Source organism: Amycolatopsis sp. NPDC041971 (genome assembly GCF_055588925.1).
Map to the genome: position 1 here is coordinate 197,776 of NZ_JBVJCE010000008.1, position 23,654 is coordinate 221,429.

General features: G+C 67.5%; 22 protein-coding genes. 11 read left to right on the forward strand and 11 right to left on the reverse strand.

Annotated features, from left to right (window positions below):
- Positions 1-25: 25 nt before the first annotated feature.
- From nuoL to nuoN, 3 genes are read left to right on the forward strand one after another with little or no spacing between them, the layout of a single operon-like run.
- Positions 26-1,924 carry an NADH-quinone oxidoreductase subunit L gene (nuoL, locus tag ACZ6DT_RS18590; protein ID WP_465596235.1) on the forward strand — a complete coding sequence of 633 codons (1,899 nt, stop codon included), beginning with the start codon at positions 26-28 and terminating at the stop codon, positions 1,922-1,924.
- The gene (locus ACZ6DT_RS18595) at positions 1,924-3,474 is read left to right on the forward strand and encodes an NADH-quinone oxidoreductase subunit M (protein WP_465596238.1); all 1,551 of its coding nucleotides are present in this window, start codon (positions 1,924-1,926) and stop codon (positions 3,472-3,474) included. The genes nuoL and ACZ6DT_RS18595 overlap by 1 nt, the downstream gene beginning before the upstream one ends.
- Positions 3,475-3,477: 3 nt before the next feature.
- Complete coding sequence (gene nuoN / locus ACZ6DT_RS18600) at positions 3,478-5,043, forward strand: NADH-quinone oxidoreductase subunit NuoN (RefSeq protein WP_465596241.1); 1,566 nt, start codon at positions 3,478-3,480, stop codon at positions 5,041-5,043.
- Positions 5,044-5,131: 88 nt separating this feature from the next.
- Here the strand turns inward: nuoN and ACZ6DT_RS18605 are convergent, their stop codons facing one another.
- Genes ACZ6DT_RS18605 through ACZ6DT_RS18620 form a run of 4 tightly spaced genes read right to left on the reverse strand, consistent with a single transcriptional unit; the run spans position 5,132 to position 8,231 of the window.
- On the reverse strand, positions 5,132-5,881 hold the full coding sequence (locus ACZ6DT_RS18605; RefSeq protein ID WP_465596244.1) for an ESX secretion-associated protein EspG: 750 nt from the start codon (positions 5,879-5,881) through the stop codon (positions 5,132-5,134).
- A gap of 27 nt (positions 5,882-5,908) precedes the next feature.
- Entirely contained in the window at positions 5,909-7,201 is a 1,293-nt protein-coding gene (locus tag ACZ6DT_RS18610; protein ID WP_465596247.1) for a PPE domain-containing protein, read from the reverse strand.
- Positions 7,198-7,797: a DUF3558 domain-containing protein gene (locus ACZ6DT_RS18615; RefSeq protein ID WP_465596250.1), complete on the reverse strand. Its 600-nt coding sequence runs from the start codon at positions 7,795-7,797 to the stop codon at positions 7,198-7,200. The genes ACZ6DT_RS18610 and ACZ6DT_RS18615 overlap by 4 nt, the downstream gene beginning before the upstream one ends.
- Positions 7,798-7,814: 17 nt before the next feature.
- A complete protein-coding gene (locus ACZ6DT_RS18620; protein ID WP_465596253.1) occupies positions 7,815-8,231 on the reverse strand; it encodes a hypothetical protein in 417 nt (138 codons plus the stop codon).
- A gap of 706 nt (positions 8,232-8,937) precedes the next feature.
- Between ACZ6DT_RS18620 and ACZ6DT_RS18625 the strand changes: the two genes are divergently transcribed.
- Entirely contained in the window at positions 8,938-10,125 is a 1,188-nt protein-coding gene (locus tag ACZ6DT_RS18625) for an AAA family ATPase (RefSeq protein WP_465596256.1), read from the forward strand.
- Complete coding sequence (locus ACZ6DT_RS18630) at positions 10,122-10,862, forward strand: HNH endonuclease (RefSeq protein WP_465596259.1); 741 nt, start codon at positions 10,122-10,124, stop codon at positions 10,860-10,862. Before ACZ6DT_RS18625 ends, ACZ6DT_RS18630 begins: the two co-directional genes overlap by 4 nt.
- A 104-nt stretch (positions 10,863-10,966) precedes the next feature.
- Here the strand turns inward: ACZ6DT_RS18630 and ACZ6DT_RS18635 are convergent, their stop codons facing one another.
- Positions 10,967-11,626, reverse strand: a complete 660-nt coding sequence (locus tag ACZ6DT_RS18635; protein WP_465596262.1) for a hypothetical protein — start codon at positions 11,624-11,626, stop codon at positions 10,967-10,969.
- Positions 11,627-11,807: 181 nt separating this feature from the next.
- Between ACZ6DT_RS18635 and ACZ6DT_RS18640 the strand changes: the two genes are divergently transcribed.
- The 3 genes from ACZ6DT_RS18640 (at position 11,808) to ACZ6DT_RS18650 (ending at position 14,698) form a co-directional block, all read left to right on the forward strand.
- On the forward strand, positions 11,808-12,113 hold the full coding sequence (locus ACZ6DT_RS18640) for a DUF6204 family protein (RefSeq protein WP_465596265.1): 306 nt from the start codon (positions 11,808-11,810) through the stop codon (positions 12,111-12,113).
- Between the two features lie 230 nt (positions 12,114-12,343).
- Entirely contained in the window at positions 12,344-13,369 is a 1,026-nt protein-coding gene (locus tag ACZ6DT_RS18645; protein ID WP_465596268.1) for a polyprenyl synthetase family protein, read from the forward strand.
- 15 nt (positions 13,370-13,384) lie between these two features.
- Complete coding sequence (locus ACZ6DT_RS18650; protein ID WP_465596271.1) at positions 13,385-14,698, forward strand: sunset domain-containing protein; 1,314 nt, start codon at positions 13,385-13,387, stop codon at positions 14,696-14,698.
- A 70-nt stretch (positions 14,699-14,768) separates the two neighbouring features.
- Here ACZ6DT_RS18650 and ACZ6DT_RS18655 read toward each other — a convergent pair whose 3' ends face one another.
- From ACZ6DT_RS18655 to ACZ6DT_RS18670, 4 genes are all read right to left on the reverse strand, one after another.
- Entirely contained in the window at positions 14,769-15,836 is a 1,068-nt protein-coding gene (locus ACZ6DT_RS18655) for a 2-oxoacid:ferredoxin oxidoreductase subunit beta (protein ID WP_465596274.1), read from the reverse strand.
- Positions 15,833-17,740 carry a 2-oxoacid:acceptor oxidoreductase subunit alpha gene (locus ACZ6DT_RS18660; protein ID WP_465596277.1) on the reverse strand — a complete coding sequence of 636 codons (1,908 nt, stop codon included), beginning with the start codon at positions 17,738-17,740 and terminating at the stop codon, positions 15,833-15,835. Before ACZ6DT_RS18660 ends, ACZ6DT_RS18655 begins: the two co-directional genes overlap by 4 nt.
- Before the next feature lie 258 nt (positions 17,741-17,998).
- A complete protein-coding gene (locus ACZ6DT_RS18665; protein ID WP_465596280.1) occupies positions 17,999-18,751 on the reverse strand; it encodes an enoyl-CoA hydratase in 753 nt (250 codons plus the stop codon).
- Positions 18,752-18,764: 13 nt separating this feature from the next.
- Complete coding sequence (locus tag ACZ6DT_RS18670; RefSeq protein WP_005151923.1) at positions 18,765-19,211, reverse strand: Lrp/AsnC family transcriptional regulator; 447 nt, start codon at positions 19,209-19,211, stop codon at positions 18,765-18,767.
- Positions 19,212-19,285: 74 nt separating this feature from the next.
- On the opposite strand from ACZ6DT_RS18670, the gene ddaH reads away from it, so the two are divergent.
- From ddaH to ACZ6DT_RS18685, 3 genes are all read left to right on the forward strand, one after another.
- Entirely contained in the window at positions 19,286-20,131 is an 846-nt protein-coding gene (gene ddaH / locus ACZ6DT_RS18675) for a dimethylargininase (protein ID WP_465596284.1), read from the forward strand.
- 91 nt (positions 20,132-20,222) lie between these two features.
- Entirely contained in the window at positions 20,223-20,879 is a 657-nt protein-coding gene (locus ACZ6DT_RS18680; RefSeq protein WP_465596287.1) for a polysaccharide deacetylase family protein, read from the forward strand.
- 117 nt (positions 20,880-20,996) lie between these two features.
- The gene (locus tag ACZ6DT_RS18685) at positions 20,997-21,665 is read left to right on the forward strand and encodes a glycoside hydrolase family 75 protein (RefSeq protein WP_465596290.1); all 669 of its coding nucleotides are present in this window, start codon (positions 20,997-20,999) and stop codon (positions 21,663-21,665) included.
- A 59-nt stretch (positions 21,666-21,724) separates the two neighbouring features.
- On the opposite strand, the gene ACZ6DT_RS18690 is transcribed toward ACZ6DT_RS18685, so the two are convergent.
- Together ACZ6DT_RS18690 and ACZ6DT_RS18695 are read right to left on the reverse strand one after the other, a co-directional pair.
- The gene (locus ACZ6DT_RS18690; RefSeq protein WP_465596293.1) at positions 21,725-22,336 is read right to left on the reverse strand and encodes a carboxypeptidase-like regulatory domain-containing protein; all 612 of its coding nucleotides are present in this window, start codon (positions 22,334-22,336) and stop codon (positions 21,725-21,727) included.
- Between the two features lie 103 nt (positions 22,337-22,439).
- Positions 22,440-23,438: a hypothetical protein gene (locus ACZ6DT_RS18695; protein WP_465596296.1), complete on the reverse strand. Its 999-nt coding sequence runs from the start codon at positions 23,436-23,438 to the stop codon at positions 22,440-22,442.
- Positions 23,439-23,654: the final 216 nt, after the last annotated feature.

The following is a 23,654-nucleotide window of genomic DNA, read 5'->3' on the forward strand; positions in this document are numbered from 1 at the left end:
TCCGCGCGACTGATTGGATTTCAGAGTGACCGCATCATCGTGGCTGCTGGTGGCCTTCCCGGCTCTTGGCGCACTGATTCTTCTGCTGGCCGGTAAACGAGCCAGGGGCTGGGGACACCTCCTCGGCAGCGCGACCGTCTCACTGTCCTTTGTGTACGGCCTGATCCTGTTCTTCACCGCCGACACGAAGAGCATCGCGGACGTCAAGCTGTTCTCGTGGATCCCGGTTTCGGCGCTGCAGGTCGACTTCGGGCTACGGATCGACGCGCTGTCGCTGACGTTCGTGCTGCTGATCACCGGCGTCGGCATGCTGATCCACTTCTACTCGATCGGCTACATGGCCGAGGACCGCGACCGGTCGAGGTTCTTCGCGTACCTCAACCTGTTCGTCGCCTCGATGCTGATCCTGGTGCTGGGCAACAGCTTCGTGACGTTGTACCTCGGCTGGGAAGGTGTCGGTCTCGCGTCGTACCTGCTCATCGGCTGGTACCAGGACCGCCCGTCCGCGGCCACCGCCGCGAAGAAGGCGTTCCTGATGAACCGCGTCGGTGACGTCGGGCTCGCGCTGGCGATCTTCCTGATGTTCAAGTACGTCGGGAGCACCGGATACGCCGAGGTCTTCGGCGCGATCGACCGGATCCCGCCCGGTGCGATCACCGCGATCGCGATCCTGTTGCTGCTGGGCGCCTGCGGTAAATCCGGTCAGTTCCCGTTGCAGGCCTGGCTTCCGGACGCGATGGAGGGCCCGACCCCGGTCTCGGCCCTCATCCACGCGGCGACGATGGTGACCGCCGGCGTCTACCTGGTCGCCCGCGCGCACGAGATCTTCAACGCCACTCCGGACGGCCGCCTGATCGTCACCCTCGTCGGTACGGTCACGCTCCTGATCGGATGCGTCATCGGCTGCGCCTACGACGACATCAAGAAGGTCCTGGCGTACTCCACGGTCAGTCAGATCGGCTACATGATGCTCGCCGTCGGCCTCGGGCCGATCGCCTACGCGCTCGGCATCATGCATCTGGTGGCACACGGTTTCTTCAAGGCCGGGCTGTTCCTCGGGGCCGGTTCGGTGATGCACGCCATGAACGACGAGGTCGACATGCGGAAGTACGGCGGGCTGCGCAAGCACATGCCGGTCACCTTCTGGACCTTCGCGCTCGGCTACCTGGCGCTGATCGGCATCCCGCCACTGTCCGGCTTCTTCACCAAGGACGCGATCATCGAAGCGGCGCTCAGCCAGGGCGGCTGGCGTGGCTGGGTGATGGGCGGCGCGGCGCTGCTCGGCGCCGGGCTCACCGCGTTCTACATGACGCGCCTGATGGTGATGACCTTCTTCGGCAAGGAACGCTGGAAGGAGATCAAGAGCAGCGACGGCCGCGACTTCCACCCGCACGAGTCCCCCGCGGTGATGAAGTGGCCGATGATCATCCTGGCGATCGGTTCGGTCGGTGCCGGTGCGTTCTTCGCCCTCGGCGACCGGTTCGCCGAGTGGCTCTCGCCCGTGGTCGGCCCGCTCGAAGAGGGCGGCCACAGCGTCATCCCGCACGCGCTGGTCCCGATCCTCACCGTGGCGCTCTCCGTACTCGGCGCGGTGGCCGCGTGGCTCTTCGTCGGTCGTAAGGACGTTCCGGTGGAACGCCCCGAGCGGGTCTCCGGCGTGGTCAAGGCCGCGCGCAACGACCTCTACGGCAACACTCTGAACGAAACGCTGGTCGCCCGACCGGGCACCTGGCTCGCCCGCGCGCTGGTCTACGTGGACAACCGCGGGGTCGACGGCGCGGTCAACGGCCTCGCCGCCGCGCTCGGCGGCGGATCCGGGCGCCTGCGCCGCCTTCAGACCGGCTTCGTCCGCTCGTACGCACTGTCCATGCTGGGCGGCACATTCCTGCTTCTGGCGGCACTTCTGCTGGTGAGGTTCTCCTGATGACTTGGGTTCTCGCAACCATCCTGCTGCCGCTGGTCGGCGCCGCGGTCGTCGCGGGGATGAGGAAGAACGATCACCTGGCGACGCTCACCGCGCTCGTGGTGTCGCTCCTGACGTTCCTGCTGGTGATCCCGATGTGGGCGAGTTACACGCCCACGGGGGACCGGATCCAGCAGAAGTCCTCGATGGACTGGATCCCGAACTTCGGCATCCACATCTCGTTCGGCATCGACGGCATCGCGCTGGTGATGATCGCGGTCATCGGCCTGCTGGTGCCGATCGTGGTCGGCGCGCTGGGCCTGACCGACAAGCTCCCGGCCGGGCGCTCGGCGGGCGGGTTCCTCTCGCTGATCCTGGTGCAGGAGGCACTGACCATCGCGGTGTTCGCCGCGACCGACGTCTTCCTGTTCTACGTGCTGTTCGAGATCATGCTGATCCCGATGTACTTCCTGATCGGTGGCTACGGCGGCGCGAACCGGCAGTACGCGGCGGTCAAGTTCTTCCTGTACTCGTTCCTCGGCGGCCTGATCATGCTGGCCTCGGCCATCGGGGCGTACTCGATGGCGTCGGACGAACTCGGCAAGGGCACCTTCGACTGGGAAACGCTCGTCACGGTCGTCCGCGACGCCCCGCTGGGGACGCAGATCTGGCTGTTCATCGGGTTCTTCCTCGCGTTCGCGATCAAGGCCCCTTTGGTGCCGTTCCACACCTGGCTGCCGGACGCCGCGGGCCAGGCGCCCATCGGCGTCGCGGTGCTGCTGGTCGGTGTGCTGGACAAGGTCGGCACGTTCGGGTTCCTGCGCTACTGCCTCCCGATGTTCCCGGACGCCAGCAAGGAACTCGCGCCGTGGGTGCTGGTACTCGCCGTCGCGGGTGTCCTTTATGGATCGATCCTCGCGGCCGGGCAGCGCGACATGAAGCGGTTCATCGCCTACGTGTCGATCGCCCACTTCGGGTTCATCGCGCTGGGCATCTTCACCTTCAACGAGCAGGCGATGGTCGGCTCGGTGTCGTACATGCTCAACCACAGCCTCGCCACCGGCATGCTGATCGTGGTCGTCGGCCTGATCGTGATGCGCGGCGGATCCACCAGGATCTCCGACTACGGCGGCATGGCGAAGGTGACCCCGCTGCTCGGCGGGATGCTGCTCATCGCCGGTCTGTCCACCTTGTCCCTGCCCGGCACCAACTCCTTCATCAGTGAGTTCCTGGTGCTGCTGGGGTCCTTTGTGGACCACCCGGTGTACACGACCATCGCGACGGTCGGCATGGTGCTGGCCGCGGCGTACGTGCTCTGGCTCTACCAGCGCGTCATGCAGGGCCCCGTCCGCGGTGATGCCCTGATCGGTGCGGGTGGAGGCCCCGGCACGGCGATCGCTCCCGAACTCGGGGCGACCAAAGCCATCAAGGACCTCGGCGGCCGGGAGATCGCGATCCTGGCGCCGATGGTCGTGCTGATCATCGCGCTCGGGTTCTACCCCAAGCCGGTGCTCGACACGATCACCCCGTCGGTGCAGCAGACCATGTCTGCCGTGCAGGGAGGCAAGTAAACCGTGCTCTTCTCGACTCAGGCGCCACCGGTGCAGGTGCCGTCGATCGACTACTTCGCTGTCACACCGATCCTGATCATCCTCGGGGCGGCGTGTGTCAGCGTGCTGTTCGAGGCGTTCCTGCCCAAGCACATGCGGTGGCCGTCGCAGGTCTTCCTGTCCCTGCTCGGGATCGGGGCGGCGGGCGTCTTTTTGGTCTGGTACGCCAGTTCGTCCGCGCCGAAGAACGGCATCACGACCTTCAGCGGCGCGATCGCCGTCGACCGGCCGTCGCTGTTCCTGTGGGGCACGCTGCTGGCGCTGGCGCTCGGCGCGGTACTGCTGATCGCCGATCGTTCGGTCGAACCGGGCGGCGCGTTCGTCGCGCAGGCGGGCATCCGTCCCGGCACGCTGCAGGACCGCGCGCAGGTCGGCACCACCGGCATGCAGACCGAGGTCTTCCCGCTGACACTGTTCGCGCTCGGCGGCATGATGTCGTTCGTCGCGGCCAACGACCTGCTCACCATGTTCATCGCGCTCGAGGTGCTGAGCCTGCCGCTGTACCTGATGTGCGGTCTCGCGCGACGTCGTCGCCTGCTGTCGCAGGAATCCGCGGTCAAGTACTTCCTGCTCGGCGCGTTCTCGTCGGCGTTCTTCCTCTACGGTCTCGCGCTGCTGTACGGCTACGCGAACTCCGTGAAGCTGTCGGACATCGCCAACGCGGCGGCCGGTTCGGACCGTTCGGACACGCTGCTGTTCGCCGGGCTCGGACTGCTCGCGGTCGGCCTGCTGTTCAAGGGTTCGGTCGGCCCGTTCCACACCTGGACCCCGGACGTCTACCAGGGCGCGCCGACCCCGGTCACCGCTTTCATGGGCGCCTGCACCAAGGTCGCCGCGTTCGGCGGGATCCTGCGGGTGTTCTCGGTGGCCTTCGAGTCGACCAGCTGGGAATGGCGCGGCGTCCTGTGGGGTGTCGCGATCATCTCGATGCTGATCGGCGCGGTGCTGGGCCTGACGCAAACCGACGTGAAGCGCATGATCGCCTACTCGTCCATCGCGCACGCCGGGTTCCTCCTCGTGGGTGCGATCGCGATGACCGAGGAAGGCCTGTCGAGCACGCTGTTCTACCTGCTGGCCTACGGTTTCACCACGCTCGCCGCGTTCGGTGTCGTCTCGCTGGTGCGGGACTCGAACGGCGAGGCGACGCACCTGTCCGCCTGGGCGGGATTGGCGAAACGGTCACCGGTGCTGGCCGCGGTGTTCACCTTCCTGCTGCTCGCACTCGCCGGTATCCCGCTGACCAGTGGTTTCGTCGGTAAGTTCGTGGTGTTCTCGGCGGCCCTGTCCGACGGGATGGCGCCCCTGGTCGTCGTCGCGCTCGTGTTCAGCGCCGTCGCCGCGTTCTTCTACCTGCGCGTGATCGTGCTGATGTACTTCTCCGAGCCGGCTCCCGACGGCCCGACCGTCACCGTGCCCGGCGCGTTCACCACCACGGCGATCACGCTCGGCGTCATCGTCACGCTGGTACTCGGCCTCATCCCGGCGTTCGCCCTCGATTGGGCGGGCTCTGGCGGCTTCGCCCTCAAGTAGGTCCTCTTCGCGCGTGAAGGCCCTTTCCCTCGGGAAGGGGCCTTCACGCGTTTCGGGTACGCGCACTCGCCGCGAGACTTCGAGCCGCTCAGTGGTCGAGGCTCGCTCGTAGCGCGGCGACCTTTTGCGCCAGCAGCGCGGGTTCACCAGGCAGGACGGTGATGTACCGGTTCCGGGGAGAACCGCTCACGTGCATGACCACCCGTCCGGCGTCGAGGTCCAGGTATGTCAAGCCGTCGGTGGCCTCTGTGCGTCTTCCTCCGTCAGGACGCTTGGCCGCCGCGAAGAACCCGACACCGAAGTAGGGCTGCTCGAAGACGTCGTCCAGCCACCGCGCGTCCCTGCTTCGTGACTGGGGTTCGTCGTAGAGTCCGCTCCCGCCCTCGAGCTTGAAGTCGTCCTGAGGCAAGGAGAACGGCGCGAACCGCGCCGGCGGGTACTCAGGCAGGTTCATTACGAGCGCTGCCGCGCGGTCGGTGGTCCGTACGCCTTTCAGCCACACCCGGTTTCCTTCGCAGATTGCGGTCACCGCGCCACGTCCACGCACGGCGACGAGCACGTTGTACTGCTCCGCGTCCGTTCGCACGGTCGCGTAATACTCGGTGTTCGGCCGGTCGAGTATGTGCAGGACGTCTTCGAAGTCGCTGGTCAGCCGCTTGCCCTCGGTGAAACCGAGCCCGCCGAGTTCCTCGAACGCTGCCCGGTCTTCGCCGTTTCGCGACGACGGCGGGATGTAGCGCAGGCCGCCCGCGAAGATCAGGTGCGGATCTCCGCAACCGGCGTGACGTAACGCGGTCAACAGAGTGTCGAGCGTGATCTCGACCGGGCGCGCGAGCACCGTGTCTCCTCCCCTGGGACTGTGGTGCTACTTCTTGGTCTCGCCGATCACCGGCGGCATCGGCTTTTCGGTGTAGCCACCGAAGGTCTCGTCCGGATCCGGGTTCTGGAGGTACGCCGGAGCTTTCTTCTCCTTGTCCTCCTCGCCCTTCCCTCGGGCCGCGCCGGGCGCCATCGGCACCCCGTTCACCCCGCCACGGCCCGTCGCCCCGGCCGTTCCCGCCGCACCTCGGCCGCCGACGCCTTCGCCGGGCATCCCCGCACCGCTCCGGCCGCCCATGCCGGGCTGCCCGGTGCCGCCTGGTCCGCCTCGATACCCGCCTACGGAGCCGGGCCCGCCCCCGGTTCGCCCGCCTGGCCCGCTGGCGGGGCCTTGTCCCGGCCCGAACGAGGTGTCCCCGGGTGGGAAGGTTCCTGGCTGGTTGAAGGTGGTGCCCGGTTTGCCGGTCGGCCCGAAGTCGAGGTTCGCCGCCGGCGGCAGGACCGGGTTGACCTGAGATGGCGTGTACGAATTCGCGCGGGTCCCGTCGTCAGGCTGCTGTGCGACCGGATGCGGCTGGACAGGCTGCGACTGTCCGGGCTGGTCTTGACCTGGATGGGGGCCTTGCCCTGGTTGCGGCCCGTTCACGCTCGGACCACTGAATCTAGGATCGCCCGGCCCTGGCTCGCCGACGCCCGGCCCTGGCTCGCTGCCTCGCGGCCCGCGGTAGGGCTCGCCGGTGCCGGGCCGGCGTCCGTCGGAGTCGTCGCCGAACCCCTTCGCTACCGGCTTCCCGGCGTCACCCTCGTCCAGGGTGACACTGCCGCCGGGGTCGGTGAGCTGCGCGTACCGGGCGGGCAGCTCGTCACCGTTGGAGGTGCTGGCCGAGTGGTAGCTCGCGAAGGTGTCGATGTTGTGCTGGCTGTCGACCTGGTAACTCTTGAGCGCGTCGAAGTAGCCGCCGGGCTTGCCCTCCAACAGACCGACCACGTCCTGAGCGGTGGGCTGGGGCTGCTCCGGCGGCACCGGCTTGACCGAGTTCTTCGCCGAGCCGAACGCGTCCAACTGTGCGCTGATGGCGGTCTGAGCCCTCGACAGGTGCATCGCGTCGTCCGCTGCCGCCTCCACGACCGGCGTCGTCGCGTCGAACGCGGCGATACTGGCCCCGCCTTGCCAGCCGGCGAGAGTCTTCTGGGCGAGCGCGGCGAGCCGCTGCGCCCGTTCGTGGTGCCGTTTGGTCAGGTTGTAGCCACTGTGCTGGGCATCGGACAGCGATCCCGGCCCTGCACCGCCGGTGACCTGCTCATAGATCTGGGCTGCGGTGAGCGGACCCGCCGTCATCGGTTGCCCCCTCGGATGGTGGCCAGCACTCTGACTGCGGCTTCACGTACGACGGCACAGGGGTCCTTCTTGCCGACGTTCGCTTCGGATTGCTCCGCCGCGATGCCGATGGTTTCCGTGTCGCTGGTCCCCAGCGCCGCTGAGCATCGGCCGACGGAGCGCTCGTCCTTGATGCCATAGGCGGTCAGCGGGTACCCGTCGACCGGTTCGAGCGGCTCCATGAGTTCGTAGGACTTGCCCTTGGCCGCATAGATCCTCGCTGTACCGCTGTCCTGCGTATTGCTGAAGACCACGCTGACCAACGGTCGGGTGGTCGAGGGGGCGACCCACGTGCATGCAGGTCCCGCTGCGCCGTCTCGTGCTTCGCCATCCGGCGTCGTACCCAGGAGTTCTTCGACCTGGGTTTTGGTGAGGGCATTACAGGGCGCCTGCTTCGACCTGGTGAGATCGATCGGGTTTTCGACTTTGGGTACGTCAGGAGGCGCACTGACCGAGTTCGACGGGCTCAGGCCTGTTCCACCGGCGGTGGGCGTGGGGGTGCCGTTCGTGGTGGGGGTCGAGCAAGCGCTGAGGACGAGCGCGAACGCGCCGACCATGAGAACCGTTCGACGCATCAGGCGATGCCTTTCGGCTGTTGGTTGATGACTGTGGTGGCGTGCTCTTCGGCCGTTGAGTATTTGCCGAGGGCTGACAGGTACTTCTTGGCCATGTTCTCGCAGTAGTTGATGCGCTGATTGAGGGCTTCGACGAGCGCTTCGCCGGACTGCCGGGTTATCGATGCGTTGTCCCCGCTCGCGTACTCGAGGCCCGGAGGCTGGGCGAAGGCGATTCTGTTCGCGTCGATCAGATCGTTCTTGTACTCCACCGCCAGGTCGGACCACTCTTGGGCCAGCTCGTGAAGGGTCGCCGCGTCGTACTTGAACCCTGCACCTTCCCCGACAGTCGTCCCGTAGGAGCCCCCTGTGGGGCGGAACCGATCGACTTCACTCCAGCGCAATCCTGGCTCATAGGTCGGCGAGCCCTCAGGCATGGCGATGCACCTCTGGCGCCTCGAATCGTGCCGCGTTGAATGGTCGAAGCCGTCCCGAAATCACCGTCGTCATACGCCCCCTCCCGTGGCTATAAGGCGCGTCTTCTCGATGCACCCTGCGTAATCCGACGCCGGGAAGATTACCAGGGTTCCCGGGGACAGGACCCTGTCCGCATAAAAGTCCCGTTCCTGCTGAATAGCATTACAAACCCGGTGACCATCCGTGAAACCGTTCGTGTGAATGTTTCCAGGAAACGGGGTTCTGTCTGATGGTCGACCCGGCAATTCGCGCACTCTGCGTAACAAAGTTCCAAAGAGTGATTCCCGGCGCAGTTCTCACCTGCCGTTGGCGACTGTACGGATTCCGTGGAAACAGCTCCGCCGCGACCGCGGTTTTCGCAATGGCATCCGAAGCGGCCGCGGCCTGCGAGCCGTGCCGAACAGGTCGTCAATGCGGCGCTTGAGGCACTTGATTTCTGCGAGCTGATCGAACTGGCGGCCTACGACCGTCGGCGGGCGGCTACGCCCGCCCCGTCACGGGCGGGCCCCAAGGCTGAAGTACGGCACGCTTCTTCGCGACGGCTATGAAGCCCTCGTGCCATGTCCGTTTGCAGCTCCCGCCACAGCGGGAGCGCGGGATAGACGCCGCGATGGTCACCCACTTTCGGGTGGCCAGGTGAAGTCCTCGCCGTCGTAAGCTTCCTTCATGTACATCGAGCGGGTCCGGCTGGAGAACATCCGCGGCTTCAGTGGTGCCCGCACCGTCGACCTCCGCTTGCCCGGCCCCGGCTGGGTGGTGCTCGCCGGGCGTAACGGTTCGGGCAAGACCTCGCTGCTGCGGGCCATCGCGGTCGCGGCGGCGCCGGACGTGGCCTGGGGGTTGCTGTCGGACGCCGGGAGCTGGATTTCGACGAACCAGACATCCGGGTCGATCGAGCTGTCGGTGATGCGCGAGGGGGGCCCGGCGCCGGTCGAGGTCCGCTGGCTCGACTCCGGTCTGCTGCCGATCTCCGGACTCCCGCCGGGACAGCCGTTCTGCGCGGCGTATGGGCCCTTCCGGCGGCTCGCGGGCGGCAGCGGGGAGGCCGAGTCGTGGATGCGCGGCGCGGGGTCGCTGGCGCGGATGGCCAGCCTGTTCCACGAAGACGCCTCGCTCGCCGAGGGGGTCACCTGGCTGATCAATCAGCATCTTCGTGCTCTGGAGGGAAAAGCGGGCGCGCGTGAGCTGAAGGACGCGGCGCTGGAGATCCTCGGCGACGGTCTTCTGCCCGGCGGTTACCGGATCCGGGACGTCGATTCGGACGGGCTCTGGGTCGAATACCGCGGTGACAGGTTCCCGTTGCGCGAGATGAGCGACGGCTATCGCACGGTGACCGCGCTCGTGGTCGACCTGCTCAAACAACTCAACGGCGCCGGTCTGGATCACGAGAGCCCCGGCGTCGTGATCATCGACGAGGTGGACGCGCATCTCCACGTCTCGTGGCAGAAACGCATGGGCCCGTGGTTCAAGGCGCATTTCCCGCGGATCCAGTTCATCGTAACCACGCACAGCCCTTACGTCTGCCAGGCCGCCGACCCCGGCGGCCTCATCCGGCTTTCCGGGCCGGACGAGGAGGTGCCACCGCGCGTGGTTTCCGAGGAGCTGTACGAGCGGGTCGTGTTCGGCTCCGGGGACGACGCCGTGCTGTCGGACCTTTTCGGCTTGGACACGCCCTATTCCCCGCAGGCGGTCGAGCTGCGGGAGCACCTCGCCGAACTCGAGTTCCAGGTGGCTTCCGGCCGGGCGGACGCGAACGACGTCCGGGAGTGGGAACGCCTCCGGGACATGTTGAGCAGTTCGCCGCCGAGCCGGGTCGACGAGGTGGCCAGGCGGTTCGAGGCCGACGATCGGTGATCGGGATCCGCCGGATCGCGCTGCCGGGGCGGGTGGTGGCCGATCTCGAAGAGCTGACCGCGCGGATCCCTTCCGGTGACAGCAAAGAAGCGCGACGGCTCTGGCGAGTTTCCCGTGCCGTGCGGCGTTCTTTGCGGGCGAGCCTGGACGTCATGGCCGCCGGCCGCGGCTACTGCATGTACTGCGGTGACGGTCTCGGGTCCACTGTGGACCATTTCGAGCCGATCGCGCGGAATCCGGGCCGCGCGTTCGACTGGCTCAATCACGTGCTCGCGTGCGAATACTGCAACAGCCACCACAAACGCGACCTGTTCCCGGTGGACGAAGACGGCGACAGCCTGTTGATCGACCCGACCGCCGAAGACCCGCTGGACCACCTGTTCCTGGTGCTGTCGATCGGGACTTATCGCGCGTTGACCCCAAAAGGTGAGCAGACCATCAAGGTGTGCGGGCTGAACCGCGCACAACTGGCGCGCGGGCGGGAAACGGCGGTCAACCAGGTGACCGCGCTCGTCGTGGGCTGGTGGACCGCACGCGAACTGGGGGATGACGCGAAGCGGCGCGCGATGGTCTGGACCCTGCTCGACCAGCCGCACGCCGACGTCCTCCACGCGATGCTCCGGCAGGCGGACATGCCGGGAGCCCGCGCCGTGTTCCGGGCGGACGAGGAGCTCATCGACCTGCTTCGCGCCCCGGAGCTCGCCAAAGACCTTCAACTCTCCGGAGGCGTGGTGTAGGCGGCCAAGGTGGCGTCGGCAAAATATCAGCGCAAACTTATACAAGCCAGAATGGAAAAGGGGCGCCCGGTCGATCCCGGACGCCCCTTTCCCGGCGGGTTGGCTTACGGAGTGGGGGAGCAGGCCGTGCGCCCGACGACCACTTCACCGGTGATGTTCGAGGCCGGGGCGAATTTGATCCGCAGCATGGTCAGCGCGATGCTGCCGTTGCCCGGCAAGGTCTGCTCGTTGAAGATCGCCTCGGCGAGCAGGGTCCCGTTGGATGTGGTGATCGGCTTGACGTAGCCGACCGGCACCGGAGACGGCAGGGTGCCGAGCCCGGTCGCGCCGCCGTAGGTCCAGTTCGCGTTCGTGCTGGTCTGCGTGGCCGTGCAGCTGACCGAGTAGGACCTGATCTCGATCCGCGGGCCGATCGAGGAGACCAGCGCCGACAGCTCGAAGTTCTGTCCCTTGGCCTCCGACTTCGTCGAGGTCACGCCGGTTTCGGGGTCGACAACGGTGGTCGTGCACGTCGACGTGCCGCCACCGAACGTGATCCCGTTCCTGGTCACGGCCCCGGACGAGTTGCTCGTCGGTCCCCCGACCGCGCAGTCGGCGAGCGACGAGATCGAGATCGGCGCCGAGGTGCCCTTGGTGAAGGCCGCGGAGCCGAGCGAGGCCACGCCCGCCGGATTCGACGCGGCGGCCGGTGTCACTCCGGCGCCGAGACCCGCCAGCAACAGCACGCCGACCAGGCCGGCCCGGCTCGCGATGGTGATGCGCATTCCACGTTTTCCTTACCTGACGGAGAGCGGACCGGATCGGCCGTTCTTCCTTTTGTCATCACTATCTGCGTGTCGGATTCGCCCGTTGCACGCGTGACGGTCGTTTCACTCGGCCGTGGATCATGGGCACCCGTTGGATATTCGGATTCGTATCCGGATACAGGTCTGTATATTCGGACTCATGCCGACCTATCGCGTCCTCGTCAGGGGCAAGTTCGACCACCCCGACGCCGACACCCGTGCCCGGCTCCTTGCCGAATTGAGCCACCACCAGGCGATGGGGTTCACCGAGGACGGCCTGCTCACCTACAGCGCGCACCTCGGCGCGTTCACCTTCCGCATCACATTGCGGGGCGACGAGGAACGCGACGTGCTCGACGAGGCCGAGCTGAAGGTCATGGAACTGCTGGACGCCAAGGGCTACCCGTACCGCGACGTCGCGGGGAAGGCGACCTGCATGGACGACATCAAGATCCGCCGCCGCTGACCAGGGACTCTCAGGAGACCTCGTTCGCCGGGACGGCGAAAGCGTTGCACGCTGAGGTGTCCTTCGTCGTCAAGCCGCAGTTTTGCCGCAACGCCGCGTCCGGGATACTCGGCGGGGGTGTCATATTCGTCACCGTTTCCCCTGGACAGCACGTCAACAGGCCTCAGCGACTAGCCACTACGCTGGAAGCAACCCCGAACGGTGTCAAAGAGAGCGGAGCCGACGTGTCTGTGTCTTCACCTGCCCCAGGTGGTGCCATCGAGGACCTGCGCGCGTCCGTGGGGCTCCAGATCGCCGACGAGCAGCTCCTGCGTACCCTCGCGACCGGTCTCGCCGACGTCGAGACCCTGCTTCGCGAGGTCGTCCGCAGTGACGTCAAGGCCGTCGAGGACGCCGCTTCGCACCTGGTCGAGGCGGGGGGCAAACGTTTCCGTCCGCTGTTCACGCTGCTGGCCTCGCAGTTCGGGCCGAAGCAGGGCGACCAGGTGGTCACCGCCGCCGCGGCCGTCGAGCTGGTGCACCTCGCGACGCTCTACCACGACGACGTGATGGACGAGGCGACGATGCGCCGCGGCGCGGAGAGCGTCAACGCCCGCTGGGACAACACCATCGCCATCCTGACCGGCGACTTCCTGTTCGCGCACGCTTCGCGGCTGGTCGCGGACCTCGGCACCGACGCGGCCCGGATCATCGCCGAGACCTTCGGCGAGCTGGTCACCGGCCAGATGCGCGAGACGGTCGGCCCGGCCGACGGCGACGACGCGGTCGAGCACTATCTCACGGTCATCGCCCAGAAGACCGGTTCGCTGATCGCCACCTCCGGCCGGTTCGGCGGGATGATGTCCGGCGCGCCCGACCACTACATCGACGCGCTCCGCCGCTTCGGCGACATCATCGGGACGGCGTTCCAGATCTCCGACGACGTCATCGACATCGCGTCCGCCTCGGACGAGCTCGGCAAGGCACAGGGCACAGACCTGCGCGAAGGCGTCCGTACGCTTCCGATGCTGTATGCGGTGGCCGACCCGGCCACCGACCCACGCCTGGTCGAGCTGCTGTCGGGACCGATCTCCGACGACAAGCTCGTCGCCGAGGCCCTGGACCTGCTGCGGGCCTCGTCCGGACTCGAACGCGCACGCGAAACTCTTTCCGACTACGCTCGTCGGGCGCGTGCCGAACTCGCGGCGCTGCCCGCGTCGCCCGCCCGGGACGCCTGCGAATCGGTCGCCGACTACCTGGTCGCACGAACGCATTGACAAAGGGCAGGTTAGATGTCCATTTTCGGACAGGTTTGGCTGTGGAGTCTGCTGGCGTTCGTCGTCGGCGCGCTGCTCACCTGGCTGGTGCTGGTGATCCCGGCGCGCAAGCGCGTCCGTGAGCTGGAAAGCTCGCTGGCCACCGCGCACGCCGAGACGTCCCGGCTGCCCGCCGGGGTGAGCCTCGGCGCGGGTGCCGCGGCCGCCGCCGGCGGGACCGCGTACCTCACGAAGCCGTCGCGCGACGAGCTGGACGAGGAGTTCACGGCGGTCGAGGAGCCGAAGCCCGCGTACCCCGAGACGCTCACCGAGCAGGAACCCGCGCAGCAGTGGACCGAACCTGCCGAGGAGCCTGCCCAGGAGGTCGTCGAGGAGCCGGAGTCCGTCGCCACCACGACGCAGACCTTCGAGCCCGAAGAAGAGTACGAGGCCGAGTACCGTACGGCGCCCCAGACGGACCAGGAGCCCGACCCGGAGCCCGACCGGGAGCACGCGGCCGAGCGGACGCAGTACATCCCGGCGGCCCAGCCGGAGCCGGAACTCGAGCCTGAGCCGGGGAACTCGTACGTCGCCGCGGCGACCGAGTACCTCCAGCCCGCGTCGAAGCTGGACGTCGAACCGGAACCCGAGCCCGAACCCGAACCTCAGCCGCCTTCGCCGAGCGAAGGGCCGTACCGGTCCCGCCTGGAGATGCAGTTGGACCCGGAAGGCGTCGAGACGCAGCCGGAGCCGGTTTCGCTGTTCAGCCCCGCGTCACGTGTGGAGACAGAGCAGGCGCCCGTCGAGACCAACTGGTTCGAGCGCGAAGAAGAACTGCACAATCCGCCCGCGTACGCCTTCGGTTCCGACGAAGAAGCGCGGGCCGGTCTCGGCGACTCGGAGCCCGAGACGCCCGCCGAAGCCACCCAGGTGCTGCCCAAGCGCACGCCTCGGGGCGCGGTCCGCGGTGGTTTCGAGCCGCCGCAGCCGATCCAGCCGTCCATGCGGGCGATCGAACGCCGTGAGCCGGAACTGTCCGGTGGGCAGAGCGGCTCGCTGTTCGAGCCCGCCGTCCAGCCGGGCGACGCGATGCCGGCGCCGGAGCCCCCGCCCGCGCGACAGGTCGCCGCTCCCGTGGCCGAGTCCGTTCCGCCCGGCCCGTTCGGCCCCGGATCGGCGATGCCGCGGCCGGGCGGTGGCCGTCCCGCCGACGACTTCGCGGTCAAGGCCAGCGTGACGGCCCTGCGGTACTGCGCCGAGGACTCGCCGCAGTTCCCGAAGATGGTCGCGGAGGTCTGGTTCCGCTCCGCCGCCGACGCGGAGCGCGTGGGCTTCCGTCCCCTCTCCTGACAAACGCCATGAACGGTCCGTTACTTGCGAAATTTGCAAGTAACGGACCGTTCATGGCGTTCGGGACCGGCTAGCTGACGACGGTCCAGGTGTCCTTGCCGCGCAGCAGCCCCTGCAGATCGCGCTTGCGGGCGGCCTGGGCCTCCGCGACCTGGGCGCGTGCCTGGTCGTCGTAGGTGGGCCGCTCGACCTGCCGCAGGATGCCGGTCGGCACGTGGTTCAGGTTCTGGTCGCCGATCCGCGAAAGCGCGAACGCGTACGAGGTGTCCTCGATCGTCGGATCGTGCACGACGAGGTTCTCGTCGCCGATGTTCGCGACCTTCCCGACCTCGAGTCCGCCCCAGCCGCTCCTCGTGACGCCGAATTCGCCCTGCGGTCCGAACCTGATCGGTTCGCCGGTCCGCAGCGGGATGAGCCTGCCGGCGGCCTCGTCCTTGTCCTTGAGGACGTCGAAAGCGCCGTCGTTGAAGATCGGGCAGTTCTGGTAGATCTCCACCAGTGCCGATCCGCGGTGCTTCGCGGCGGCCTCCAGCACCTCGGTCAGGCCCTTGCGGTCCGAATCGAGCGCGCGGCCGACGAACGACGCCTCGGCGCCGATCGCCAGCGAAAGCGGGTTGAACGGGGTGTCGACCGAGCCCATCGGGGTGGACTTCGTGACCATGCCCGGCCCGGACGTCGGCGAGTACTGGCCCTTGGTGAGGCCGTAGACCCGGTTGTTGAACAGCAGGATCTTGATGTTCACGTTGCGCCGCAACGCGTGGATCAGGTGGTTGCCGCCGATGGAGAGCGCGTCGCCGTCACCGGTGACGACCCACACCGACAGATCCGGCCGCGCGGTCGCGAGCCCGGTCGCGATCGACGGCGCCCGGCCGTGGATCGAGTGCATGCCGTAGGTGTTCAGGTAGTACGGGAACCGGGACGAGCATCCGATACCCGAGATGAACACGATGTTCTCGCGTTTGAGGCCCAGCGTCGGCAGGAACGACTGCACGGCGTTGAGCACGACGTAGTCCCCGCAGCCGGGGCACCAGCGGACCTCCTGGTCCGACTTGTAGTCCTTGGCCTTCTGCGGTTCGGTCTCGGTCGGCACCAGGTCCAAGCCGCCGAGGGTGGGGATCCCCAGGTCGATCGCGGTCACTTCGCCCCCTCCGTACTGGTGATGATCTCCGTGAAGACGCCTTGCAGCTCTTCGGCCTTGAAAGGAAGCCCGGCGACCTTCGTGTACGACTTCACGTCGACGAGGTACTTGGCCCTCAAGAGCATCGAAAGCTGGCCGAGATTCATTTCAGGGACCACCACGATGTCGTACGAACGGAGTACGTCACCGAGGTTGCCCGGGAACGGGTTGAGATGCCGTAGATGCGCCTGCGCGATGGGCATCCCGTCCTTGCGGACGCGGCGGCACGCGGCGCCGATCGGCCCGTAGGAGGAGCCCCAGCCGAGCGCCAGCACCCGTGCCCTGCCGCCGCTCGGGTCGTCGACGACGAGGTCGGGGACGTCGACGCCGTCGATCTTGGCCTGGCGCAGGCGGACCATCTTGTCGTGGTTGTCGGGGTCGTAGGAGATGTGGCCGGTCTTGTCGGCCTTCTCCAGCCCGCCGATGCGGTGCTGCAGTCCGGCCGCGCCCGGCAGCGCCCACGCGCGGGCGAGGGTCTCGGGATCGCGTACATACGGCCAGAATTCCCCGGAACCGTCCTCGGCATTCGGCTCGGTGGCGAATTCCACGCGCAGATCCGGCAGCTTTTCGACGTCCGGGATCAGCCACGGCTCCGAGCCGTTCGCGATCGCGCCGTCCGAGAGCAGGAAGACCGGCGTGCGGTACTTCAGCGCGATCCGGGTGGCCTCCAGCGCCGCGTCGAAGCAGTCCGCGGGGGACAGCGGCGCGATGATCGGCACCGGGGATTCGCCGTTGCGGCCGAACATCGCCTGCAGCAGGTCGGCCTGCTCGGTCTTGGTCGGCAGCCCGGTCGACGGGCCCCCGCGCTGGACGTCGACGACGACCAGCGGCAGTTCGGTCATCACCGCGAGGCCGATGGCCTCGGACTTCAGCGCGACACCCGGCCCGGACGTCGAGGTGACGCCGAGCGCGCCGCCGTAGGACGCGCCGAGCGCCGCGCCGATGCCGGCGATCTCGTCCTCGGCCTGGAAGGTGAGGATGCCGTAGTTCTTGTGCTTGGACAGCTCGTGGAGGATGTCCGACGCCGGGGTGATCGGGTACGTGCCCAGCAGGATCTGCAGGCCCGACTGCTGCCCGGCGGCGACCAGCCCGTACGCCAGCGCGGTGTTCCCGGTGATCTGGCGGTACGTGCCCTGGTTCAGTTTCGCGGGCGCGACCTCGTACGTCGTCGCGAACGACTCCGTCGTCTCGCCGTAGTTCCAGCCGGCGCGGAAGGCCAGGATGTTGGCCTCGGCGATGTCGGTCTTCTTCGCGAACTTCTCGCGCAGGAACCGTTCCGTGCCTTCGGTCGGCCGGTGGTACATCCAGGAGAGCAGCCCGAGCGCGAACATGTTCTTCGCGCGTTCGGCGTCCTTTTTGGACAGTCCGGTCTCTTCGAGCGCGCCTCTGGTCAACGTCGACATGGCCACCCGGTGGACTTGATAGGCCGAAAGGGTGTCGTCGTCGAGGGGGTCGTTCTCGTAACCGACCTTGACCAGGTTCCGCTTCGTGAACTCGTCGGTGTTGAGGATGATCGTCCCGCCCGACGGGACGTCGGCGACGTTCGCCTTCAGCGCGGCGGGGTTCATGGCGACCAGGACGTCCGGCCGGTCGCCCGGTGTCAGGATGTCGTAGTCGGCGAAGTGCACCTGGAAGCTCGAGACGCCCGGGATGGTGCCCTGAGGCGCGCGGATCTCCGCGGGGAAGTTCGGCATGGTCGACAGGTCGTTGCCGAACGCGGCCGCTTCCGAGGTGAACCTGTCGCCGGTCAGCTGCATGCCGTCACCGGAGTCGCCGGCGAACCGGATGACCACCCGGTCCAGCTTGGCGACCTCGGTGGGCCTGACGGCCGACAAGGAGCCGTTGCCGTTCGCACTGGTGCTCATAGGTCAGGGATTCCCTCTCTCCCGACGTGCCTCGCCCGGCGATGTCGGCCAGGTCACAGGTGCCATGTCCCAAGGCTAGTCCTCGGCACACTTCCCAGGTTGCCGCAAAAACGGCCCGGACCTACTTCTCGAGTGTCCTGAGCTCGTCGCTGAGCGGGGATTTCCCGGTTTATCTGTTACCGATGGTAACGGTTAGCGGTACGCCTCGATTGTGAGCCGTATCTCCTTCGAGCGTAGTGAAGTCCGGTCGGAGAACGGTCATCGGCCGGTCATGGTCGCGCGCAGCCGGGCCAGTCGTTCGGTGAACGCGGGCGCGGTGAGCGACGCGAGCTGCGGCTCGATCTCGGCGTCGATGGCGGCCGAATGGTCGGTCAGCGAAGCGGTGTGCCGAAGCGTGCGCTTCGTCGCCAGAAGGACGTCGCGCGGGGCATCGACGGCGGGTTTCGCCAGCTCACGGGCGGCCTCGACCAGATCCCCGTCGACGAGCTTGAGCGCGAGTCCGGTTGCGACAGCGGCTTCGGCGCCGACGACCTCACCGAAGAGTGTCATCGCGGCCGCCTTCTGCGGGCCGACGAGTCGCTGGATCATCCACGTCATCCCGCCGCCGGGATGGATGCCGAGATCGAGAAATCTGGCCACGAACTTCGCCCTCGGTCCCACGATGCGGACGTCCGCGGCGAGTGCGAGGTTCAGTCCGGCACCCACGGTGGCACCGCCGACCGCGGCGATCGTCGGCAGGGAACACCGCGCAACCGAGAGGAACCCGTCGTAGATGGCGCGGAGCCCGTCTTCGCGGGCATCGGCGAGCGTGTCCAGGTCCGCGCCCGCGCAGAAGGCCGGTGGAGCGCCGGTGACGACCAAAGCGTGGACGCTCTCGTCGGCTTCGGCGCGCGAAACGGCCTCGGCCAGCTGCGCGGACAGGTCGAGGGTCAGGGCGTTGCGGGTCGCGGGCGCGTCGATGGTGAGCACGGCGACGCCGCCGTCGTGGCTGGAGCGGATCTGATCGGTCACGGGATCGAGGGTGTCACGCCTCGGGGGTGGGCGGGCGTTCCAGTAAGCGGGACAGGACGACGGTGGAGACCGTGCGGTCGACGATCTCCAGTCCGCGCAGCCGTTCCAGCGCGGTTTCCAGATGGTGGATGTCCGACGCGCGCAGGTGGACGATCGCGTCGGCCGCGCCCGACACCGTGTACGCCGCGACGACCTCCGGCAACGGCTCCAGCCGGGCGCGGATCCGGGCCGGGGTGATGTTGCCGTTGCAGGTCATTTCGACGAACGCCTCGGTGCCCCAGCCCAATGCCTCGGGGTCCACGACCGCGGTGAAACCGCGCAGGACGCCGGTTTCGAGCAGTCTGTCGACCCGTCGTTTCACCGCCGGCGCGGACAGACCGACGACTTTGCCGATGTCGGCGTAGCTGGACCTCGCATTGGCCATCAGGCATGAAACGATTCGCTGGTCGATGGTGTTCACACGCAATGTTTAGCAGGTATACGCGCAGCGAACAGCGATTGATTGCGGAATTAGGTGAGCCTTACCCTTCGGGTATGCCGGAACTGGAGCAGCAGCCCCGTGTACCCACGACGCGCCGCTACCTCATGTGCCCGCCGCGGTACTTCGCGGTGGATTACGTCATCAACCCCTGGATGGACCCGTCCGTACCGGTCAGCGTCGACACCGCGATGGCGCAATGGACCGAACTCCGTGACACCTACCGACGCCTCGGCCACACCGTCGAGGAGATCGACGCCCAGCCCGGTCTGCCCGACATGGTGTTCGCCGCGAACTCCGGCACCGTCGTCGACGGCCGTGTCCTCGGCTCGCGGTTCCGCGCCCCGCAGCGCACCGCCGAGGCCGAGCACTTCCGCCGCTGGTTCGTCGAGCACGGCTACCGCGACATCACCATGCCCGAGAAGATCAACGAGGCCGAAGGCGACTTCGCCTGGACCGGCGAGATCCTGCTCGCCGGCACCGGCTTCCGGACCGACCCGGCCGCGCACGCCGAAGCGCAGGAGGTCCTCGGTGTCCCGGTCGTCTCGCTGCGGTTGATCGACCCGAGCTACTACCACCTCGACACCGCGCTGTTCGTGCTCGCCGAGGCCACCGACAGCACCTCCGCCCAGATCGCCTACTTCCCGGAAGCGTTCTCGGCCGGATCGCGGAAGGCGCTGGAGCGGATGTTCCCGGACGCGGTAATCGCGGACCGGGCCGACGCGGAGTGCTTCGGGCTGAACGGGGTGTCCGACGGCCGAAACGTCGTCCTGCCGGTCGAGGCGACCGGATTGGCGGCGCGGTTGACCGAACGCGGCTACGAAGTCGTCTTCCTGGACATCTCCGAGCTCCGGAAGGCGGGCGGCGGCCCGAAATGCTGCACTCTGGAGATTCGCAAGTAATCCGTTCGTGGACACCTTGCGGGATCATGTAACTACTCCGTTCGCCAACTCGATTAATCGGGAAACACACTCGGTCCCGGATGAGGCGCGGATGATGATCCTGGCGATAGGCGGCGTGGGCAGGCCCGTGCGCGCGCTGGATCCAGGCGAGAACGAATCATGGGTGACCGTCGAGCAGTTCGAGCGCGTGCTCGACACGGTGGCCGGACGGGAAGACGTCGGGCTCACCTTCGACGACGGCAACTCCTCCGACGTCGAGATCGCGCTCCCCAGACTGGTGGAGCGCGATCTCACCGCGGAGTTCTTCCCGCTGGCGGGCCGGATCGGGCAACGGGGTTTTCTCGACGCCGACGGCCTCCGGCGGCTGGTCGACGCGGGGATGTCGATCGGCTCGCACGGCTGGGAACATCGCGACTGGCGGCGACTCGACGGCAGGCACGCCCGGCGCGAACTCGAAACCGCGCCGAAACTGCTCGCCGACTTGAGCGGGGAACCCGTGCGCGCGTACGCGCCGCCGTTCGGCGCCTACGACCGCCGGGTGCTCAGCAGGCTTCGGCGTTCCGGCGCGACGAGGGTCTACACGACCGAAGGCGGCGCGGCTTCGCGCGACGGCTGGCTGCGGCCGCGGGTCGAGATCCGGCACGACGTCGACCAAGAGTGGCTCGACAGCGTGCTCGCTGAACGGGACGGCCTGTACCGTCGAGCGGGACGGGTCATCGCGCGAGTCGCCAGGCTTGCCCGCTTTTGACCGTTTTTCTTGGTATAGTGGGAAAACAACACCCCGTCGGCTCTTGAGCCGGGTCGTGCGCGGCGGCATCCTGAGCATCCTCGGTAAAGAAGTCTTATTAACTTAGGGGTGCTCGGTATGCGGAAACTGATCCTGTCCTCGGCCATGGTGCTGGTCGCGGGACTGGTCCCCGCGGCGATGGCCGTGGCCGCCCCTTCGGTGCAGGCGGCCCCGACCGCCCAGCAGTTGCTGGCGAAGACCGCCGCCTGCAAGCAGATCTCGAACGGCAAGTACAAGACCGACGACGAGACCGGCCGCACGATCGCGGTCTGTGACGCGGGTGGCGCCGTGTTCTGGAAGGCCGACATGGACATCGACTGCGACGGGCAGCCGACCGCGCGGTGCAACAAGAACACCGACCCGTGGTTCTATCCCGATACCGCGTTTCCGCGTTCCGACGGCAAGGCACTGATCGCCGACCAGACGCCCTACATCGTCGTGCCGAGCATCAGCGGCACGTGGAACTTCGAGAAATCCGGCCTCAAGGGCGCGGGCTCGTGTGCGGTGATCTACAACGACAAGGTGTTGTACACCGTCGTCGGTGACACCGGCCCGAAGGACATCATCGGCGAGGCGTCCTACGCGACGGCGAAGTCCTTGGGCATCAATCCGGACCCGAAGAACGGCGGCGTCGACTCGGGCGTGACCTACGTCTGCTTCAAGAATTCGAAGGTGTCACCGATCGAGGACCACGGGAAGGCGACCTCCGTGGGGGAGGGCCTGGCGGCGAAGTTCGTTCAGGGATAACGGAAGTCGACGGCCCCGGGAGCTTTCGCCCCCGGGGCCGTCCGTCATTCAGCGTGAGATCAGCGCGGGACCACGTGCTTGGTCCACTGGCCAGGGTTGTAGGGCGGTGCGATGACATCGACGGTCGAACCGGGTTCGTCCACCCGCCAAGTTCCGAGTACGGCGAACCGGTAGACGCCGACCGCGACGTCGGGGAAGGTCAGGAAGCCGTTGGCGTCGGCTTTGGCGAGCGACACGAGCTTCTTGTCGGTGGTGCTCAGGGTGACGGTCGCGTTCGCCACTCCTTCGCCTGACTCGAACCGGTGGTTGCCGTTCTCGTCATACCAGAGCTGACCGCGGGAGTCGGCCCGTGCGCCCGGCACCTTCGCTTTTTGGTAGGCATACGGCCCGGAACTCAAGGAGTTGTCGTTGTCGAACCAGCAGTCGAGCCCGGTTTCACCGAAGGCGCCTGCTTTCGCGGGCACCGTGCCGGTGACCTTCAGGACCACGCTCTGCCCCGGAGCGACCTTGCCCGCCTTGTTCACGTGACTGAACGCGCCCCACTGGGCTGCCGGGACTTCCAGACCCCGTTCGGAGCCCACGGGATCGCAGCCCGCGTACAGGCCGGTGACTTCTACGCCGGTGACGTGGCCCTCGTTGAACCCATGGTCGAGATGCGTCGCGAAAGCCACTTTCGCGACGCCTGATGTCCCGAAAGTGGCTTTCGCGACACCATCGCCCCGCGACCGAATCCCCGCGACCCGACACCTTTGCGTTACCCCCTAAATCCCCGAATCAGTCTCGGCACCGGCGGCAAGTCGTCTCCCGTGCCCCGGCTGGATTCCAGCCCTCTCGGATCAGGACCGTCCGGGCTTCGGCGGCGACTTGGCACGGTGAGTGGCGCACGTCCTGCCAGCCGTAGACGAGGCGTGCCCGGCCGGCCAGCTCGGCCGCGTTGTCCCGGTTCCGGTCACGGAAGGCGATGTCCGCCATCGCGTGGGTGGCACGGCCATCGAGTCTGACCGTTACCGCGGCGCCATGGGGGTCGTAGGTGACGTCCTCCCAGAGGACGTTGCCTTTCACCTCGAATGGTGTTTGCCGACTACCTGGTGGGAGACCGTGCGCGTCTTCGACCGCTTCTTTGTATTCCACTTCGAGCACAGACATCAGTCCGCCGCCGAGAAGCGCGAGGCCGTGCCGGATGGCGGGCCGGTAGCGGAAAGGTGGCCGGAAGAACACGCAATCCTCCATCGCGGCCAACGGGACTTTGCTTCGGCTGACGAGGTCGACCACGGTATCGGTCGCCATTTTCGGCGTTCTTTGCGCGGTGGCCAGATCTATGATCGTGTCGGTCACGCGGGTCCGTGGGGGAGAGGTCCCGATCGCGATATGCGGCAAGGCGCGTGAACGGTGCACGATTACCAGAGGTGGGCACGAAACCGCCGAGGATGTGTACGGAACCGTGATCTCCACCGGGCCTTCGATGACGGGCAGCAGTCCCCACTCTTCGGCGGCGGTGCGGTGGCTCAAGACCGCATGGCCGCTGCCGTACTTCAACGCGGCCTGGATCTTGGCCGACCTCGAGAGCGTGCCGGTGAACATCGCATAGACGCGTGGCAGCACTCGTTGCCAGCGTCCGGCATCGAGGTTGGCCTCTATGTCGGCGACAGAGTGGCCGTAGGCACGAAGCTGCCGGGTGTTGACGACTCCGTGCTGCTCCGCCAGGAGGACCGTCCAGCTCGGGCGTTGTTCGGCCGGGATGGACTCCTCCGACCAGCGTTTGTGAAGAGGCACCCTTCGACGATCGCCCCTGGACCACGACCACGGAGGGGGCGGAGCGAATCTGTGGATAAACGAGATGCGAGGAGCGCTGGCTGTGGATAACTGGGTTGGGTGGGTCGGGGGGGGGGGGGGGGGGGGTTGGTGCGCCCCCCCCCCCCCCCCCCCCCCCCACCCCACCCCCCCCCCCCCCCCCCCCCCCCACCCCCCCCCCCCCCCCCCCCCCCCCAC

Excerpts from the sequence above, each read along its gene's own strand:
- ACZ6DT_RS18650 (WP_465596271.1), top strand. The coding sequence starts at position 13,385 with ATGTCCATTTTCGGACAGGTTTGGCTGTGGAGTCTGCTGGCGTTCGTC.
- ACZ6DT_RS18615 (WP_465596250.1), bottom strand. The coding sequence starts at position 7,797 with ATGGTCGGCGCGTTCGCGCTCGTCCTCAGCGCTTGCTCGACCCCCACC.
- ACZ6DT_RS18685 (WP_465596290.1), top strand. The coding sequence starts at position 20,997 with ATGCGGAAACTGATCCTGTCCTCGGCCATGGTGCTGGTCGCGGGACTG.
- ACZ6DT_RS18635 (WP_465596262.1), bottom strand. The coding sequence starts at position 11,626 with ATGCGCATCACCATCGCGAGCCGGGCCGGCCTGGTCGGCGTGCTGTTG.
- ACZ6DT_RS18625 (WP_465596256.1), top strand. The coding sequence starts at position 8,938 with ATGTACATCGAGCGGGTCCGGCTGGAGAACATCCGCGGCTTCAGTGGT.
- ACZ6DT_RS18610 (WP_465596247.1), bottom strand. The coding sequence starts at position 7,201 with ATGACGGCGGGTCCGCTCACCGCAGCCCAGATCTATGAGCAGGTCACC.
- ACZ6DT_RS18640 (WP_465596265.1), top strand. The coding sequence starts at position 11,808 with ATGCCGACCTATCGCGTCCTCGTCAGGGGCAAGTTCGACCACCCCGAC.
- ACZ6DT_RS18680 (WP_465596287.1), top strand. The coding sequence starts at position 20,223 with ATGATGATCCTGGCGATAGGCGGCGTGGGCAGGCCCGTGCGCGCGCTG.
- ACZ6DT_RS18595 (WP_465596238.1), top strand. The coding sequence starts at position 1,924 with ATGACTTGGGTTCTCGCAACCATCCTGCTGCCGCTGGTCGGCGCCGCG.
- ACZ6DT_RS18620 (WP_465596253.1), bottom strand. The coding sequence starts at position 8,231 with ATGCCTGAGGGCTCGCCGACCTATGAGCCAGGATTGCGCTGGAGTGAA.
- ddaH (WP_465596284.1), top strand. The coding sequence starts at position 19,286 with ATGCCGGAACTGGAGCAGCAGCCCCGTGTACCCACGACGCGCCGCTAC.
- ACZ6DT_RS18660 (WP_465596277.1), bottom strand. The coding sequence starts at position 17,740 with ATGAGCACCAGTGCGAACGGCAACGGCTCCTTGTCGGCCGTCAGGCCC.